Genomic DNA, 16,089 nt, shown 5'->3' on the forward strand with positions numbered 1-16,089 from the left:
CACTCTCATCTCATCCACTTCGGGGTCACCGGGAGCCCATTGCGGTGCCGGTACTCGGCGATGGCCTTCAGGTTCTTCATCTCCAGCAGATGACCGGCGCCGAACATGTCCCAGAAGTCGCCGACCCACACCGGCCGCTCGGTCGGCGCCGTCTCCGGGTACGGGTTGCGGTCGTAGAACGGGTGATGGCAATTGGTCCACAGCACAACGGAACCGGGCTTGTCGAGGACCACCTGCGCGTCGACGACGCGCATCAGGTAGATCATCCACAAGTGCTTGCCCTGGTCCCACGCGCAGTGGTAGTCGACGGTGCGGGCCTCGTCGTTGGCGACGGTTCGGGTGTAGATCTTGGTCTCCGCACCGAGCCGGTCGTAGGCCAGCCACAACCCCGGTTCGTCGGTGGTGGTGAACCCGCGCAGGCTGTACGTCCACTCCTCGAGGCTGCGGGTGTCGGCCATGTACTCGTACAGCTCGTCGGGTGGACAGTCGACGTATTCGTTGACGGTGCAGTACTGCCCGAAGACCTGGTCGTGCGGGTACACCGAGCGCATCATGTCCATGATGATCGGGGTGGCCTGCTCCCGGGGGCTGGTTTCGATGCGGGTCACCCCGTCGATGACGGGGACGTCCTCAAGCGCTGGCAGCGACATCGGTCCGGTTCTCCTTTGCGGTCGAAATCTTGTGTGCGGTGGCGCCATTGGTTGCGACGGCGCCGAGGAATGGTGCGAACGGCGGAATCTCGTCGGCCGAGCATTCGACGCTGACGACGGCCGGGCCGTCGACGCTCAGCGCCGTCCGCATCGCCGCGGCCAGGCCGTCGAGGTCGGCAACGTCGACCGACGTCAGCCCGGGGAACATCGCCGCCACTCCGGCGCCCAGCCGGCTGGGACGAAACCGGTTGTAGCTGTACAGGTCGTCGTAGAACAGCTGTTCGCGCGTCACGCACATGGCGTGGGCGTTGTTGTTGAACAGCACGAACGTCACCGGCAGCCGGTACTGCACCGCGGTGTGAATCTCCATGCCGTGCATGAAGAATGCGCCGTCGCCCGCGATCACCACGGTGCGCCCGCCGGGTCGTCCGCTGTTCGCGCGCCCGAAGGCCATCCCCATGCCCGCGCCGAAGCTGTAGCCCATTCCGCCCATGCCCAGGGCGACCGCGAACCTGCCGCCCCGCCGCGCCGGCAGGTAGTGGATCGCCGCCGCGCCCGAGTTGCCGGCGTCGACGACGATGTCCGCGCCGTCGGGCACGCAGCCGTCCAGTACCGCCATGGCATCCCGATAGCGCACACCGGGTCCCGCCCACGGCGGCGGCGACAGTTCGGTTCGCCGCACCAGGTTGGGCACCCGAACGCCGGTCGCCCGGCCCGGTCCGGACAGCGCCTGGGTCAGCATGCGCAGCGAGCCGCGCAGGTCGTCGGTGTGCACGTGGGTGCACGCCACATACGGCTGCGCCGCGCCGATCGAGACCGTGCGCACCGCGGCCAGCGCGTCGTCCAGCCCGGCGCGCGCGGTGACCGCCAGCCGGGTGCCGACCACCAGGCAGACCGCGCTGGCGGCCACCGCCTCGGCCACATTCGGGTGGCCCATCACACCCGTTACCCCGAGCGCCGACGACGACCCGAGACCCGGTGTGCCGGCGACGTCCTTGGCGTCGGGCACCGTCGCCACCCGTGCCCGCAACACCGCGCGCAGCGCCTCGAGTTCGGCGCGGGCGTCGTCGCGGGCCACCTGCTCCCCGACGATGATGGTGACCGGGCCGTTCGCGCCGCGCAGAATCGCGGCGACGGGCTGCGGGCTGAAAACCTGCGCGATGGGTCGTGGGTCGGCCGCGGCGTGCCCGTTGCGCGCGCAGTCCACGTATCCCTGCTGAATGTCCTTGGGCAGCAACAACACCGCCGGCCCGCCGGTGCGTGCCGCGGCGATCGCCCGCGACAGCGCCGGTGCGGCGTCGGCCGGGTGCAGCACCCGCTCGCAGGACACCGACACCGCGGCGAACAACGCGCGCGCGTCGAGCGATCCGTTGTTGCCGCTGGTGTCCTGGAAGCTCCCCCGCCCGTCCAGCGTGGTGGGTGTCTGCCCGACGAGGGCCAGCACCGGGACCCGGCTCGCCAGCGATTCCCCAAGGGCCGCTACGAGATTCAGCGCCCCGCCACCCGAGGTGGCGGCCACCACTCCCAGCCCCGCCCCGCTGCGACTGTACCCGTCGGCCATGGTGGCCGCGGAGAATTCGTGCTTGGCCAGCACCGCGGTGATGTCCGACCGGAAGTGCGCGGCGTCGAAGAGGTCTTCGATGTTGGCGCCGTCGACGCCGAAGATGTGGTCGATGCCGACCGATGCGAGGCACTCGACGATGTGGTCGACCACCCGCTGCTTCCTGGGCATGCCAGTAACACGACCCGCGGCTACCCTCAGTTCACCGCGGGTTCGGTTTTACAGCGAACGCTGCAGCAGCACCTGGCCGCTGTCAGCGGAAACCACTTGCACGGCGGCGATCTGGTCGACCGGCGTGGAGATGCTGGCCGCGGGCGTGGCGGTGTGACCGGGTTCGGCCACCCACGTCGCCAGCCGGGTCTGGCTGCCGTCGCGACCGACGACGACCATCGCCAGCGTGTCGTGGTGGGCGTTCAGCGGCGCCAGGCACACGCACTTGAGGTTGATCGACGTCCCCCAGTGCTGGCTGCTCACCTGCACCGTCGAGGTCAGCAGCGTGGTACCGACCTGTGCCATCGGCTGCGAGGCGGTGGCCGGCTGGTGCGCGGGCGCGGCGGAGTAGCCCTGGACGCCGACGAGCACGCCGACCCCCAGCACCGCGGCCGCGGCCGAGGAGGCCGCCCAGGTCACCATCCGGGTGCGGCGCCGGCGCCAGCGCACCGTTGCCAGCAGCGACGGCAACAACTGTGGCGACATCTCCGGCGTGGCGGCCGGACCGCGGTCCGGCTCGTCCATCGCGGCCACCTCGGCGTGGTCGAGCTGTGAAAGCAGGGCCGGCACACCACTCAGCCCGGCGACGGCGTCCCGGCATGCCAGGCACTCGGCCATGTGCGCCTCGAATTCGCGGCGATCGGAGGCCGACAGCGATCCCAACACGTATGCGGCATCCCACATCGCGTAGTCGTCACCGGGCGGGCCGATGCCTCGTAACGGCGTACTCATCTCGTCCATCTCCTGTCACCCCTCAAGTATTCGGAGCCGATGACCGTGCGGGTGGGCACCTGTCTGTACCCTCGCGCCGTCATCGGGTGACTCCTAGTTCCTGCAGAGTGAGTCGCAATGCCCGCACCGCATAGTGTAGTCGCGACTTCACTGTTCCCTCGGCGATCTGAAGGTCGGCAGCAATCTGCGCGGTGGTCCAGCCGCGGTAGTAGGACCGTTCGATCACGGCGCGGTGTTCGGCCGACAATTGCGTCATGGCCTCGGCGATCAGCAGCCGGTCCAGGGCCGCGTTCACCTCGTCCGGCGTCGACTGCTCGGGCGCTCCCGACTCGTCCAGCGAACCGACCACGTTGCGGTGCCTCGCGCTGCGCCGGTCGTCGATGATCATGTTGCGGGCGACCGTGAACAGCCACGCCCGCGCCGAGCGCTCGGTGTCGCCGATGACCTCCGGATGCTGCCACGCGCGCAGCAGCGTCTCCTGGACGACGTCCTCGGCCTGGCTTGCGTCGCCCGTCAACCGCATCGCATAACGCCATAACACCGCGGCGTGCTCGTCGTAGAGCGCCGTCATCAGGGCGGCTTCGGCTGCCCTGGACGCGCCCCAAGTGCCGGTAACCCGAGCCACCCGATCACCTCCCGCCACATGACACGAGTCGAGTCGGTGTTTAGTTCAGGAACTCACCCCACGGTCAGGATGCGCGGGCCGGTGTCGGTCACCGCGACGGTGTGCTCCCAATGCGCCGCGCGCGACCCATCGGCGGTGGTGACGGTCCATTCGTCGTCGAGCACCATCGTCTTGCTGGTTCCCAGCGTCAGCATCGGTTCGATGGCCAGCACCGAGCCCGGGGCCAGCAGCGGGCCGCGCCCGGGGGCGCCCTCGTTGGGCAGGAACGGGTCCATGTGCATCTGCCGGCCGATGCCGTGGCCGCCGTAGCCCTCCACGATGCCGAACGCGCGCCCGTGACGGGCCTCGGCGCCGCGGGTGCCCGTTTCGATGGCGTGCGCGACGTCGGTCAGCCGGTTGCCCGCGACCATCGCCGCGATGCCGGCCTGCAGCGACTCCCGCGTCGCCTCGCACAGCGCTTCGTCGGCCGCGTCCAGCGACCCGATCCCGAAGGTGACCGCGGCGTCGCCGTGCCAGCCGTCCAGCACCGCGCCGCAGTCGATGGAGACCAGGTCCCCCGGCGCCAGGATTTCCGCGGCGGAAGGGATGCCGTGCACGACCCGGTCGTTGACCGAAGCGCAGATCGACGCCGGGTAGCCGTGGTAGCCCAGGAACGACGGGATGGCCCCGGCCTGTCGGATCACCGACTCGGCGATCTCGTCCAGGCTCAACGTCGACGCCCCCGCGACGGCGGCGGCGCGGACGGCCTTCAGGGCGGCGGCCACCACCGCGCCGGCAGCGGCCATCGCGTCCAGTTCACCGGGGCTGCGCTGCGGCACGACCCTGCGACTGCGCAGCCGCGCCAACGCGCTCATGGTTATTTGCCCAGCGCGTGCAGCGCGCGGGCGAACACCTCGTCGACCGTGCCGATCGCGTCGACGGTCTTCAGTCCGTCTTTCAGTTGAGCCCCGTAGTACTCGAGTAGCGGCGCGGTCTCGTCGCGGTAGATCTTCATGCGGTTGAGGATGACGTCGTCGGTGTCGTCGGCGCGGCCGCGACCCTTGAGCCGTTGCAGCAATTCGTCCTGCGTGACCCGGAATTCGACCACGGCGTCGATGTCGGTGCCGCGGCGTTCGAGCATCTCGTGCAGCGCCTTGGCCTGCTGCAGCGAGCGCGGGTAGCCATCGAGGATGAAGCCGTCGGCGGCATCGGCGTCGTTGAGCCGGTCGTCGACGAGCTGGTTGGTCAGCTCGGAGGGCACCAGGTCACCGGCGTCCAGGTAGCGCTTGGCCTCCAGCCCGAGCTTGGTCCCGTTTTCGATGTTGTCCCGGAAAAGCTCCCCGGTGGAGATTTGCGGGATCCCAAGCTTCTCGGCGAGCTTTTGGGCCTGCGTCCCTTTGCCCGCCCCCGGCGGTCCAAGCAAAACGACTCTCACTTGAGGAATCCTTCGTAGTTACGCTGCATGAGCTGACTCTCGATTTGTTTGACCGTATCCAAACCGACGCCAATCATGATCAAAACCGCGGTACCCCCGAACGGCAAATTTTGCACCGCCCCGCCATTGCCGATCTGCAGGAACAGGTTGGGCAGCACCGAGATCGCGCCCAGATAGATCGAGCCGGGCAGCGTGATCCGGCTCAGCACGAAACGCAGATAGTCGGCGGTGGGCTTGCCCGGGCGAATGCCCGGAATGAAGCCGCCGAATTTCTTCATCTCGTCGGCACGCTCGTCGGGGTTGAACGTGATCGAGACGTAGAAGTACGTGAAGAAGATGATGAGGCCGAAATAGATGCCGATGTAGACCGGGTCGCTGGGGTCCGACAGGTAGCTGCCGACGAACTTGTCCCACCAGCTGTTGCCCACGCCGCCGCTGCCGCTGCGCACCAGCTGGGTGATCAGGTGCGGGATGTAGATCAGCGACGACGCGAAGATGACCGGGATGACGCCGGCCTGGTTGACCTTCAGCGGCAGGTACGTCGACGTGCCGCCGTACATGCGCCGGCCCACCATCCGCTTGGCGTATTGCACCGGGATGCGGCGCTGGCCCTGCTCGACGAAGACCACGCCGACGATGATGACCAGCGCGGCGGCGCACACCGCGGCGAAGATCACCCCGCCGCGGCTGTCCAGGATGGTTTTGCCTTCGGCCGGAATGCGCGCCGCGATGCCGACGAAGATCAGCAGCGACATGCCGTTGCCGATGCCGCGCTCGGTGATCAGCTCGCCCATCCACATCACCAGCGCCGCGCCGCCGGTCATCACCAGCACGATGACGACCAGGGTGAAGATGGATTGGTCGGCGATGATGTCCAGCGAGCAGCCCTGCAGCAGCCCGCCGTTGGCCGCCAGCGCCACGATGCTGGTGGCCTGCAGCACGGCCAGCGCGATGGCCAGATAGCGGGTGTACTGCGTCATCTTCGCCTGGCCGGACTGGCCCTCTTTGCGCAACTCCTCGAACCGCGGGATGACCACGGTCAGCAACTGCACGATGATGCTGGCGGTGATGTAGGGCATCACGCCGACTGCAAACACCGTGAGCTTGAGCAGCGCCCCGCCCGAGAACAGGTTGATCAGCGAATAGATCTGCCCGGCCTCGCCGCCGCTGGCTTCCTTGATGCACTGCTGCACGTTCGGGTAGTTCACACCCGGGGACGGCAAAGCCGCGCCGACCCGATACAGGACGACGATGCCAAGCGTGAAGAGGATCTTCCGTCTCAGATCGACTGTCCGCAGCGATGAGATGAAAGCCGAAAGCACTCTTCCTCCTGCGTCCTGCGTCTCGCGCCCAACACCCGCAGGCCAGGACGTACGGCGCCGCGCGTCAAACCGTGTACGAGACTAACAGCTGAGCCGGGCGGCCCCGGTCAAGGCCCACTTGGGGCGGCGGTAAGGCGTAGAGTGCTGGTGGCTCATTGCATTGGCTAAATAAGTGGGAGCACCATGTCGCGCACCGAGCAAGACACCTGGGATCTGGCCTCCAGCGTGGGCGCCACGGCCACGATGGTCGCCGCGGCCCGCGCGCTGGCCAGCGCGGAGAACGACGCGATCATGAACGACCCGTTCGCCGCGCCGCTGGTGCAGGCGGTCGGCCTGGACTTCTTCACCCGCCTGATCGACGGCCGGGTCGTGCCGTCGGAGTCCCAGACGGGCGAGCGCGACCTGCGGCTGGAGACCGATTCGATCGCCGTCCGCACGCGGTTCTTCGACGATTTCTTCCTCAACGCCGCCCGCGACGGCGTCACCCAGTCGGTGATTTTGGCCGCCGGGCTCGACGCGCGCGCCTACCGGCTGGCGTGGCCGCCGGGCAGCGTGGTCTACGAGGTCGACCAGCCCAAGGTCGTCGAGTTCAAGACCGCCGCGATGGCCAATCTGGGCGCCGCGCCCACCGCCGAGCGCCGAACGGTCGCCGTCGACCTGCGCGACGACTGGCCGGCGGCGTTGCGCCGCAGCGGGTTTGACCCCTCCCGCCCGACGGCCTGGAGCGCCGAGGGCCTGCTGATGTACCTTCCGCCCGACGCGCAGGACCGGCTCTTCGACAACATCACCGAGCTGAGCGCCCCCGGAAGCAAGGTGGCCACCGAATACCACGGCGACGATCCCAACCGCACTATGTCCGAACGTGCGCAGCAGTTCAACCAGCGCTGGGCCAACCTGGGCTGCGACATCGACCTGTCGGGGCTGTTCTTCGACGGCGAGCGCAGCAACGTCGTCGACTACCTGGCCGGCCTGGGCTGGCAGGTGACCACCCGGCCACGGCGGGAGTTCTTCGCCGACTACGGCCGGACGTTCCCCACCGACGACGAATCCCAGCTGCGCAACATCGTCAGCCTCACCGCCACGCGGACCTAAGGCGCGATCGGGCTAGACGGGCTTGGCGGCCGGCGCACGCACGACCATCGGCACCGCGGGGAAGCACCACGCCATCTCGGTGCGGCTCTTGCGCAGCGCGGCGGTGCCGTAACCCTTCTTGCGGTGATCGGGGTGAATCCAGATCCGCACGTTGACCTCGCCGTGGTGCAGCTCGCCGAAGACCATGCCGACCTTTTGGCCCGAGTCGACGGCCACGAACCACGCGGCTTCCTCGTCGTCGAGGCGCGCCAGCGCCGCGCGGATCTCGTCGTCAAGCTCGCCGGCCGGACCGCCGGATCCGTCGCCGGCGGCGCCCACGTCCGCGGTGCGCACGCCGAAGATGTCCCGGTCGTCGGTGGCCGAGAAGGGCCGCAGCTCGAGGGTCTCCCCCAAGCTCGCCGGGCGCTCCCCGAGGGTGAAGCTCAGCTGCTTGTTGAGGTCCTCGAGCTCGGCCAGGATCTTGCGGCGCGAGTCGATGGTGAGTTGGGCGAAGGACATGCTCATCACGGCCTCGGCGGCCACATGAGACGTGTCGAGCAGCCGGACGATCGCCTCCACCGCGGCCGCGTTGTTCTCAGACTCCACCACGAGATCGGCGATTTCATGCCGGCGTTCGAGGGCCTTCAAGAGCGCGTCCGCGATCTCCCGGCGGGCGGCTTTGCGGTCGTGGTCTGTCCCCCGGTTAGTCATGGCACCAGCCTAGTTCGCCGGTGGAGGGATGGCGCCAGATCTTTGGTTGCCCAGCTCCAGGAATCGTTGGTAGCGCTCGGCGGTCGCCGCCGCCCACGCGGGATCGGGCTCGACGACGCGTTCGGTCGCGGCCCACCGGGCGGCGTCGGCGATCGACGTTTCCAGGCCGGCCGCCATGCGCCCCAGGAAGGCCGCACCCAGCGCCGCGCCCTCGGCCACCGCGGACACCTCCACCGGTCGCCCGGTGGCATCGGCGATGGCTCGCATCCACGGCGCGAGCCGGGTGCCGCCGCCGGCGGCCACGATGCGCGCGACCGGCGCCCCGCTCAGCTCGATGATCTGGCGGACGACGAACGCCGACGCCTCGTAGGCCGCCCGCCGCAGCGAGGCGGCGTCGTGGGTGAGGTCCAGCGCGTCCAGGACGGCGCGGCGGTCCGGGTCGTGGAACGGCGTGCGCTCCCCGCGGATGTACGGCGACCATACGGGCACGCGGTGCGGGTCGACGGCCGTGGGATCACCTTGCGCCACAACGCGATCCACCCAGCCGAGGAAAAGTCCGCCCGCGTTGCTGGCGCCGCCGATCTGGCTCTTGCCTCCGGCGGTGTGCGGGATGGTCCACAGGCCGGGCACCTGCCGGGCTTCGGGGATCGTGGTCCACACGATCAGCGTGGTGCCGCACAGCACCAGGACGTCGCCGTCGCGGTCGGCGCCGGCCACGATCTGTTCGCACAGCGCGTCGATGGCGCCGATCCCCAGCACGGCCCCGGTTCCTGGGATCTGGCCGGCGGCCGTCCCGATCGTGGCCACCCGCGGCATCTGCTCGACGGTGGCGCCGCGATCGGCGCACGCCGCCGGGCTCCAGCCGGTCCCGTCGAACAACGGGAAGGCGGTGGCGGCGGTGGCCACGTCCATCACCGCCTGGCCGGCCAGGGCGTGGTTGGCGACGGCGGGCGCGGGCCAGTAGCCCGCGGCGCCGGGCGCCTCGGCGGCCGTCCAGCGCAGGAATTCCGCGGCCTCGCCCAGCGCCGGGAGCGGCTGGGTGTCCTCACCCGGCACCCGCCCCCGGGCGTCGCCGTACAGCAGGCCCGGCGTCAGCGGCCGGCCCTCGGCGTCGACGGCGGTCAGCGAGGGCACCATCGCCGAGACGGCCACCGCCTTGACGTCCGGGCCGGGGGCCAGGCTCTGCAGCGCGGCTACCGGACCCCGACGCCACGCCTCGTCGGCGTCGTGCTCCAGCCGATCGGGGACCGGGACCCGCAGCTGGTGCGGGATGCGTACCCGCGCCGTCACGCGGCCGTCGGCGTCGGCGGCCACGGCCTTGACCGCCGTGCTGCCGATGTCGATGCCGATTGTGACGTCATCACGTGACACGGGCGTCACCGTACGCCAGCATTGGGGCTCATGACATCGAGACCGCGCGCGTTGGTGACCGCCCCGCTGCGGGGGCCGGGGTTCGCCAAACTGCGGCAACTGGCCGACGTGGTGTACGACCCCTGGATCGAGCAGACCCCGCTGCGGATCTACAGTGGCGAGCAACTGGCCGAGCGGATCGCGGCCGAGGCCGCCGATGTCGTTGTGGTGGAAAGCGACTCGGTAAGCGGCCCCGTGTTCGAGCGCGGCCTGCGCGCGATCGCGTCCACCCGCGGCGACCCGAACAACGTCGACATCGACGGCGCCACGGCGGCCGGCATCCCCGTGCTGAACACCCCGGCCCGCAACGCCGACGCGGTCGCCGAGATGGCGGTGGCGCTGCTGCTGGCCGCCACCCGCCACCTGCTGGCCGCCGACGCGGATGTGCGCGGCGGCAACATCTTCCGCGACGGCATCATCCCGTATCAGCGGTTCCGCGGGTGGGAGATCGCCGGGCGCACGGCCGGGCTGGTGGGCCTCGGCGCCGTGGGCCGGGCCCTGCGCTGGCGGCTGTCCGGGTTGGGCATGCGGGTCATCGCCTACGACCCCTACCACGACGAAGCCCAACACGGCCTCGACGAACTGCTGGCCGAAGCCGACGTGGTGTCGCTGCACGCGCCGGTCACCGACGACACCGTCGGCATGATCGGCGCGCAACAGTTCGCGGACATGCGCGACGGCGTGGTCTTCCTCAACACCGCCCGGGCCCAGCTGCACGACACCGACGCGCTCGTCGACGCGCTGCGCGGCGGCAAGGTGGCCGCAGCCGGCCTGGACCACTTCGTGGGCGAATGGCTGCCCACCGACCATCCGCTGGTGGGCATGCCCAATGTCGTGCTGACGCCCCACATCGGCGGGGCCACATGGGACACTGAGGCTCGGCAGGCGCAGATGGTGGCCGACGACCTGGAGGCACTGCTGTCGGGAAAGGCGCCCGCCCACATCGTCAACCCGGAGGTGCTGGCCTCATGAAATCCGTTGATAATGCTGAAACCGCGGTGCTGGATGCGGCCAAGGACATGCTGCGGCGGGGCCTGGTGGAGGGCACGGCCGGCAACATCTCGGCGCGGCGCCCCGACGGCAACATCGTCATCACGCCGTCGTCGGTCGACTATCGCGACATGCAACTCGACGACCTGGTGCTGGTCGACCCCGAGGGCGCCGTGCTGCACGCCGCCGGGGGCCGGATGCCGTCGACGGAGGCCAAGCTGCACCTGGCGTGCTATCAGGCGTTCGACGACATCGGCAGCGTCATCCACTCCCACCCCGTGTGGGCGACCATGTTCGCCATTGCGCACCAGGCGATTCCGGCCTGCATCGACGAGTTCGCCGTGTACTGCGGGGGCGACGTGCGGTGCACCGACTATGCCGCGTCCGGCACGCCCGAGGTCGGCGCCAATGCGGTCAAGGCGCTCGAGGGCCGCGGTGCCGCGTTGATCGCCAACCACGGGCTGGTGGCCGTGGGTCCGCGGCCCGACAAGGTCCTGCACATCACCGCGCTGGTCGAGCGGACCGCCCAAATCGTCTGGGGCGCAAGGGCCCTCGGCGGACCCGTACCCATACCCGAGGACGTGAACCGCAACTTCGCCGGCGTGTACGGCTACCTGCGCGCGAATTCGTGAAGACGCAACTGGGCCGCGCCAGCGTGACGCGGGTGTTGGAAACGCGCTTCGACGTGCCGGCCCAGGCCTTCGCCCACACCCCGCCGTCAGGATGGAGCGACAACGCGGACCTGTTGGTCCCGGACTTCTTCGACCCGGGCACCGAGAAGTGGCACGTCGCCATCCAGAGCTGGGTCGTCGAGGTCGACGGGCTGACCGTCGTCGTGGACACCGGCGTCGGCAACGACCGCGCGCGCCCGCACCTGCCGGCCCTGGACCGCCTGAGCACCGGGTTCCTGGCGGCGCTGCGCTCGGCGGGCATCGACCCGGCCGCGGTGGACGTGGTGGTCAACACCCACATCCACGCCGACCACGTCGGCTGGAACACCACGCGCGAGAACGGCAGTTGGGTGCCGACGTTTCCCAACGCCCGATACCTGGTGCCGGCCGCCGACTACCGCCACTTCGCACCGGACGGGCCCGCGGGCGAGCACCCCGGTGAAGCGCTGGTGTTCGAAGACAGCGTCGCGCCGGTGGATGCGGCCGGCCAGCTCGTCCAGTGGTCCGACGACTATCAGCTCAGCCCGTCGCTGCGGCTGCGGCCCGCCCCCGGACACACCCCGGGCTCCTGCGTGCTATGGCTGGACGCCGGCCGGCCGGCGGTCTTCGTCGGCGACCTGACGCACAGCCCGCTGCAGTTGCGCCGCCCCGCCGACGCCTGCGCCTTCGACGTGGACGCCGACGCCGCCGCGGTAACCCGCCGCCGAATATTCACCGAAGCCGCCGCGGCCAGGGCCGCGGTGATACCCGCGCACTACCCCGGCCACGGCGGTGCCACGATCCGCGCCGTGGCCGACCGGTTCGACGTCGACCAGTGGCTGGACATCGACTCCCTCTAACGCCCTGCCCGAGTGTGCATTTCACGACGCGACACGCCGCTGACGCGTCGTGAAATTCACACTCGAGGGTTGGAGCGGTCGCGCCACGCGCGCGGCGAGGTGCCGTGCGCCCGGCTGAACAGCCGGCTGAAGTACCCGGCATCGGGCACCCCGACCCGTCTCGCTATCTCGGCGACCGGCAGGTCCGTCTCGGTCAGCAGCCCGCGGGCCGCGGCCATGCGCCGCTCGGTGATCCACTCGCCGACGGTGCGCCCCGTGCGACGCCGCACCACGGTCGTCAGGTGTCCGGGGGTGATGCCCAGCTCACTGGCGACGTCGCGCAGCGACAACGCCTCGGCGTGGCGCCTGTCGATGACCTCGAACACCTGCGCCAGCAGCGGCTCGCCGCTGCGCCGCAGTTCCGCCACAGCCGGGCCGGCCAGCCGCGCGAGGTCGATCAGCAACAAGGTCAGGTGCGCCAGGGCCGCCTGCCGGTAGCCGTCCTGCCGCTCAAGCAGTTCCGTTTCGATCGCCCCGATCGCGGTCTCCCACGCCGAGCGTCGGCCCTCGGGCACATCGAGCCGCAGCACACCGCCCGAGCGCCCGTGCAGGAACGGAAACAGCAGCGGGTGCGCGCGCCAGGCCGGCCATGGGGAACGCGCATCCTCGCCGAGCGCGGCGGGATCGAAAAACACGGCAATCGCCTCGTTCACATCCTCCAGCTGTCCCGGGTCGAGCACCTCACCCGCGGCCACCACGCACACCACGCCGGCCGTGGGAACGTACAACAGCGCCGGGAAGTCATGAATGTGGCGACCCCGCTCGCCGAAGCCGTCGGGGGAGTCGGGGTCGTGCCGATGCACCGATATCGGCGGAACATCCGGGCCGGCCCGGTACTGGTAGACGGGCACACCATTGCGTTGGCTGACAATCCGGGCCGCCTGCGTCATGCCTTTCCCGTCGTTGCGCTGAAAATTATCCAACTTTAACCGTGTATGACCCAATTATGCCTCCGTACAACGGCGCACTATGGTTCCCATGGTCAAACATCATCCACATGACTACCTGCCCGCGGCCGGCCACGACGCGCTGCTGCCCTGCTACGACGTGATGTCGCGCCTGCTGGGCATGAAGCGGGTTCACCAGACCCTCATCGCGCAGGCCGAACTCGCCGAATGTCGTCGAATCTTGGAAATCGGCAGCGGCACCGGCAATCTCATCATTCGGGCCAAGCGCGACTATCCCCAGCTGGAGGCGGTCGGGTGCGACCCGGACCCGCGGGCGCTCGACCGGGCGCGGCGAAAGGCCCGCCGGCTGACCGGCGTCCGGTTCGAGCACGGTTACGCCCAGCGGCTGCCCTACCCCGACGGCGAATTCGACCGGGTGCTGTCGTCGATGATGCTGCACCACATCGGCGACGACGCGAAAACCGCTGCGGCGGAGGAGATCTTCCGGGTTCTGCGCCCCGGTGGCCGGCTGCACCTGGTCGATATCGGCGGGGACGTGTCCGGCGACGGCGGCGTGGCGGCCCGACTCGTCAGGCGCAGCCCGCACGCGGCGGGCAACCTCGGCGACGCGATCCCGCGCCTGCTGCGTGCGGCCGGCTTCGACTGCGCCCAAGTGGCCACGCACCGCCAACGCGTGGTGGGGCGGCTCACGTACTATCGCGCCACGCGTCCGTCTTAGCGCCCGACACCAGCGCCCTGCGCGAGTGTGAATTTCACGACGCGACACGCGGCGAAACCGTCGTGAAATTCACACTCGCCGTTGGGGTCTAGCGCTGGTCGAACGCCACCTTGACGGCGCCGGTGTCGCCCTGGTTGGCGATCGCCAGAAACGCCTCGCGCCACTGGTCGAGACCGAAGGTGTGGGTCAGCATGGGGCGCAGGTCGACCCGGCCGTCGGCGGCCAGGTCGAGGTAGTGCGCGATGGCGTGCTGGCGCCGGCCCTCGACCTCCTCGACCCCGAAGGCGTTCGACCCCACCCAGCTGATCTCCTTGAAATACAACGGACTCCACTCCCACCGGCCGGGAGCGTGCACGCCGGCCTTCACCAGCGTCCCGCGCGAGCGCAGCACCCGCACCCCGACCTCGAAGGTCTCCGGCTTGCCGATGGTGTCGTAGACGACGTCGACCGCGCCGGGGTAGGCCATCGGCAGGCCCAGAAGCGGCTGGCGCAGCCGGCCGCCGCCCCACGCGACCAGTTCCTCGATGACCGCCAGGCGCGGCTCATGATCCAACACCAGCGCGGCGCCGAACCGGCGGGCCAGCTCGGCCTGCGCCGCGAACCGCGCCACCACCGCGACGGACACGTCGGGATACAGCGCCCGCATGATCGCGACCGCGCACAGCCCCAGCGAGCCGGACCCGTACACCAGCACGTGGCCCTGACGCGGGGGCGGGTGACGAGTGATCGCGTGCAGGGACACCGAAAACGGGTCGGCGAAGACCGCCAGCTCGTCGGGCACCGAGTCCGGAACCGGAAAGAGCATGCTGTCGTGCGCCGGCATCAGTTCGGCGTAGCCGCCCGTCACGTCGGCCGACACCCCGGTGTGGATGCCGGGCTTGATGTCGCCGTCGGTGAAGCTCCAGCACAGGCTGTAGTCGCCGGTTTCGCAAGCGGGACAAGGCGGTTCGATGCCGCGCGGCCCGCAGGACAGCCACGGGTTGAGCACCACCCGCTGCCCCACCTCGAGCCCGCGCGCCTTGGGCCCCAGCGCCACCACGTCGGCGACCACCTCGTGGCCCATGACTTGCGGGAACGAACAGAACGCGGACATGGCGTTGTCGGCGTCGGCCTCTCCGAAATCCATCAGGATCTGCTTAGAGTCCGACCCGCAGATGCCGGTCAGCCGCGGGCGCGTGATGACCCAGTCCTCGTGCGGCAGTGGCGGATCGGGCACCTGCCGCATTGCGGTCGGGGTCTTGGCCAGGTTCTGGGTCAGCGTGTTGGCGTCGTCGGGAACGTCGAAGGGCTCCGGCGGCACGCCGTACACAAGCGCCTTCATCGCGCCATCCCCGCCGCACCCGCGATGAACGCGTCCAGGTCGGCGTTCTTGGCATCGATCACGGCCTTCATGTCGGGGACATAGTGCTCGAACTTCTCACCGCCCAGCGCGTCGATCACCCCCTCGGCCACCACGTCGGCAGAAACCTTGGGGCCCTGGTAGAGCGGCTCCTCGCTGCCGGGCTGGTCCCAGATCTCGGTGTCGACCGGCCCCGGTTCGATCAGCTTCACCGAGACCCCGCTGCCGTGCAGGTCCACGGCCATCGCCTCGCTCCACCCGCACAGCGCGAACTTGCTTGCGCAGTAGGCGCTCTCGTGGATGATCCCGAGCCGCCCGCCCACGCTCGACACGTTGACGATCAAACCCGTCCCGCGCGCCAGCAGCCGCGGCAACAGGGCCAGCGTCAGCCGCATCGGGGCGAAGAAGTTGACGCGCATGACGTTTTCGACCTCGTCGGGTTGCAGGGCCGTGACGGGCCGGCGCTTCGGGATCGCGGCGTTGTTGACCAGGACGTCGATGCCGCCGAGCTCGTTCCAAGCCCGCCGCGCCAGTTCGTCCAGCGCCGCGGTGTCGCCGAGGTCGGCCACCCACATCGCCGATTCCGGCGAGGCCCGCCGGCAGTCGGCCAGAACCTCACCCAGGCGCTCCCGCCGGCGGGCGACCAGCCCCACCACCGCGTGCCGCCCCGCCAGCTGCCTGGCCAGGGCCGCCCCCAGGCCCGACGACGCCCCCGTGATCAGCACCCGTTTACCCGCCGCCTCGTACGCCATCCGTCAAGGTTGCCGCGAATCGCGGGAAGCGTACAGTGGGGGAAGCTTGTTATATCGGCTAAATATTAGATTGGCTAGATCCGAACAGGGGTAAAACATGGCTTCCACCAGGTATGAGGGCGACACC

At 69.8% G+C, this 16,089-nt stretch carries 17 protein-coding genes; 5 read left to right on the top strand and 12 right to left on the bottom strand.

Going from position 1 to position 16,089, the window contains the following annotated elements; translation table 11 throughout:
- Positions 1–5 precede the first annotated feature (5 nt).
- From AC5Y4Z_RS22380 to secY, 7 genes are all read right to left on the bottom strand, one after another.
- Positions 6–650: a DUF8713 domain-containing protein gene (locus AC5Y4Z_RS22380; RefSeq protein WP_499967060.1), complete on the bottom strand. Its 645-nt coding sequence runs from the start codon at positions 648–650 to the stop codon at positions 6–8.
- Positions 631–2,382, bottom strand: coding sequence for a thiamine pyrophosphate-binding protein (locus tag AC5Y4Z_RS22385; RefSeq protein WP_499967061.1), 1,752 nt, complete (start codon positions 2,380–2,382; stop codon positions 631–633). The genes AC5Y4Z_RS22380 and AC5Y4Z_RS22385 overlap by 20 nt, the downstream gene beginning before the upstream one ends.
- Before the next feature lie 48 nt (positions 2,383–2,430).
- A complete protein-coding gene (locus AC5Y4Z_RS22390; protein ID WP_499967063.1) occupies positions 2,431–3,162 on the bottom strand; it encodes an anti-sigma factor family protein in 732 nt (243 codons plus the stop codon).
- A 70-nt stretch (positions 3,163–3,232) separates the two neighbouring features.
- Positions 3,233–3,778, bottom strand: a complete 546-nt coding sequence (locus AC5Y4Z_RS22395; RefSeq protein WP_499967064.1) for a sigma-70 family RNA polymerase sigma factor — start codon at positions 3,776–3,778, stop codon at positions 3,233–3,235.
- Between the two features lie 53 nt (positions 3,779–3,831).
- Positions 3,832–4,632, bottom strand: a complete 801-nt coding sequence (map, locus tag AC5Y4Z_RS22400; RefSeq protein ID WP_499967066.1) for a type I methionyl aminopeptidase — start codon at positions 4,630–4,632, stop codon at positions 3,832–3,834.
- A 2-nt stretch (positions 4,633–4,634) separates the two neighbouring features.
- On the bottom strand, positions 4,635–5,192 hold the full coding sequence (locus AC5Y4Z_RS22405) for an adenylate kinase (protein ID WP_499967067.1): 558 nt from the start codon (positions 5,190–5,192) through the stop codon (positions 4,635–4,637).
- A complete protein-coding gene (secY, locus tag AC5Y4Z_RS22410) occupies positions 5,189–6,514 on the bottom strand; it encodes a preprotein translocase subunit SecY (protein ID WP_499967068.1) in 1,326 nt (441 codons plus the stop codon). Before secY ends, AC5Y4Z_RS22405 begins: the two co-directional genes overlap by 4 nt.
- 183 nt (positions 6,515–6,697) lie before the next feature.
- On the opposite strand from secY, the gene AC5Y4Z_RS22415 reads away from it, so the two are divergent.
- The gene (locus tag AC5Y4Z_RS22415; protein WP_499967070.1) at positions 6,698–7,606 is read left to right on the top strand and encodes a class I SAM-dependent methyltransferase; all 909 of its coding nucleotides are present in this window, start codon (positions 6,698–6,700) and stop codon (positions 7,604–7,606) included.
- A 12-nt stretch (positions 7,607–7,618) separates the two neighbouring features.
- On the opposite strand, the gene AC5Y4Z_RS22420 is transcribed toward AC5Y4Z_RS22415, so the two are convergent.
- A complete protein-coding gene (locus tag AC5Y4Z_RS22420) occupies positions 7,619–8,296 on the bottom strand; it encodes a GNAT family N-acetyltransferase (RefSeq protein ID WP_499967071.1) in 678 nt (225 codons plus the stop codon).
- Between the two features lie 9 nt (positions 8,297–8,305).
- Positions 8,306–9,667, bottom strand: coding sequence for a xylulokinase (locus AC5Y4Z_RS22425; protein ID WP_499967072.1), 1,362 nt, complete (start codon positions 9,665–9,667; stop codon positions 8,306–8,308).
- A 30-nt stretch (positions 9,668–9,697) separates the two neighbouring features.
- Here AC5Y4Z_RS22425 and AC5Y4Z_RS22430 point away from each other — a divergent pair, with 30 nt between their 5' ends.
- Genes AC5Y4Z_RS22430 through AC5Y4Z_RS22440 form a run of 3 tightly spaced genes read left to right on the top strand, consistent with a single transcriptional unit; the run spans position 9,698 to position 12,206 of the window.
- Entirely contained in the window at positions 9,698–10,678 is a 981-nt protein-coding gene (locus AC5Y4Z_RS22430; RefSeq protein ID WP_499967074.1) for an NAD(P)-dependent oxidoreductase, read from the top strand.
- On the top strand, positions 10,675–11,328 hold the full coding sequence (locus AC5Y4Z_RS22435) for an L-fuculose-phosphate aldolase (RefSeq protein WP_499967076.1): 654 nt from the start codon (positions 10,675–10,677) through the stop codon (positions 11,326–11,328). Before AC5Y4Z_RS22430 ends, AC5Y4Z_RS22435 begins: the two co-directional genes overlap by 4 nt.
- The gene (locus AC5Y4Z_RS22440; RefSeq protein WP_499967077.1) at positions 11,325–12,206 is read left to right on the top strand and encodes an MBL fold metallo-hydrolase; all 882 of its coding nucleotides are present in this window, start codon (positions 11,325–11,327) and stop codon (positions 12,204–12,206) included. The genes AC5Y4Z_RS22435 and AC5Y4Z_RS22440 overlap by 4 nt, the downstream gene beginning before the upstream one ends.
- A gap of 56 nt (positions 12,207–12,262) precedes the next feature.
- Here AC5Y4Z_RS22440 and AC5Y4Z_RS22445 read toward each other — a convergent pair whose 3' ends face one another.
- Positions 12,263–13,135, bottom strand: coding sequence for a helix-turn-helix transcriptional regulator (locus AC5Y4Z_RS22445; protein ID WP_499967078.1), 873 nt, complete (start codon positions 13,133–13,135; stop codon positions 12,263–12,265).
- An 88-nt stretch (positions 13,136–13,223) separates the two neighbouring features.
- Between AC5Y4Z_RS22445 and AC5Y4Z_RS22450 the strand changes: the two genes are divergently transcribed.
- The gene (locus AC5Y4Z_RS22450; RefSeq protein ID WP_499967079.1) at positions 13,224–13,871 is read left to right on the top strand and encodes a class I SAM-dependent methyltransferase; all 648 of its coding nucleotides are present in this window, start codon (positions 13,224–13,226) and stop codon (positions 13,869–13,871) included.
- Between the two features lie 88 nt (positions 13,872–13,959).
- Here the strand turns inward: AC5Y4Z_RS22450 and AC5Y4Z_RS22455 are convergent, their stop codons facing one another.
- Complete coding sequence (locus AC5Y4Z_RS22455; RefSeq protein ID WP_499967081.1) at positions 13,960–15,192, bottom strand: zinc-dependent alcohol dehydrogenase; 1,233 nt, start codon at positions 15,190–15,192, stop codon at positions 13,960–13,962.
- Positions 15,189–15,962, bottom strand: a complete 774-nt coding sequence (locus tag AC5Y4Z_RS22460) for an SDR family NAD(P)-dependent oxidoreductase (RefSeq protein WP_499967083.1) — start codon at positions 15,960–15,962, stop codon at positions 15,189–15,191. Before AC5Y4Z_RS22460 ends, AC5Y4Z_RS22455 begins: the two co-directional genes overlap by 4 nt.
- Between the last annotated feature and the right edge of the window lie 127 nt (positions 15,963–16,089).

The organism is Mycobacterium sp. NGS63 (assembly GCF_059812295.1).

Bases quoted from the DNA above. Each gene is read 5' to 3' on its own strand.
- AC5Y4Z_RS22380 (WP_499967060.1), bottom strand. From the start codon at position 650: ATGTCGCTGCCAGCGCTTGAGGACGTCCCCGTCATCGACGGGGTGACC.
- AC5Y4Z_RS22385 (WP_499967061.1), bottom strand. From the start codon at position 2,382: ATGCCCAGGAAGCAGCGGGTGGTCGACCACATCGTCGAGTGCCTCGCA.
- AC5Y4Z_RS22390 (WP_499967063.1), bottom strand. From the start codon at position 3,162: ATGGACGAGATGAGTACGCCGTTACGAGGCATCGGCCCGCCCGGTGAC.
- map (WP_499967066.1), bottom strand. From the start codon at position 4,632: ATGAGCGCGTTGGCGCGGCTGCGCAGTCGCAGGGTCGTGCCGCAGCGC.
- AC5Y4Z_RS22415 (WP_499967070.1), top strand. From the start codon at position 6,698: ATGTCGCGCACCGAGCAAGACACCTGGGATCTGGCCTCCAGCGTGGGC.
- AC5Y4Z_RS22420 (WP_499967071.1), bottom strand. From the start codon at position 8,296: ATGACTAACCGGGGGACAGACCACGACCGCAAAGCCGCCCGCCGGGAG.
- AC5Y4Z_RS22430 (WP_499967074.1), top strand. From the start codon at position 9,698: ATGACATCGAGACCGCGCGCGTTGGTGACCGCCCCGCTGCGGGGGCCG.
- AC5Y4Z_RS22435 (WP_499967076.1), top strand. From the start codon at position 10,675: ATGAAATCCGTTGATAATGCTGAAACCGCGGTGCTGGATGCGGCCAAG.
- AC5Y4Z_RS22445 (WP_499967078.1), bottom strand. From the start codon at position 13,135: ATGACGCAGGCGGCCCGGATTGTCAGCCAACGCAATGGTGTGCCCGTC.
- AC5Y4Z_RS22450 (WP_499967079.1), top strand. From the start codon at position 13,224: ATGGTCAAACATCATCCACATGACTACCTGCCCGCGGCCGGCCACGAC.
- AC5Y4Z_RS22455 (WP_499967081.1), bottom strand. From the start codon at position 15,192: ATGAAGGCGCTTGTGTACGGCGTGCCGCCGGAGCCCTTCGACGTTCCC.
- AC5Y4Z_RS22460 (WP_499967083.1), bottom strand. From the start codon at position 15,962: ATGGCGTACGAGGCGGCGGGTAAACGGGTGCTGATCACGGGGGCGTCG.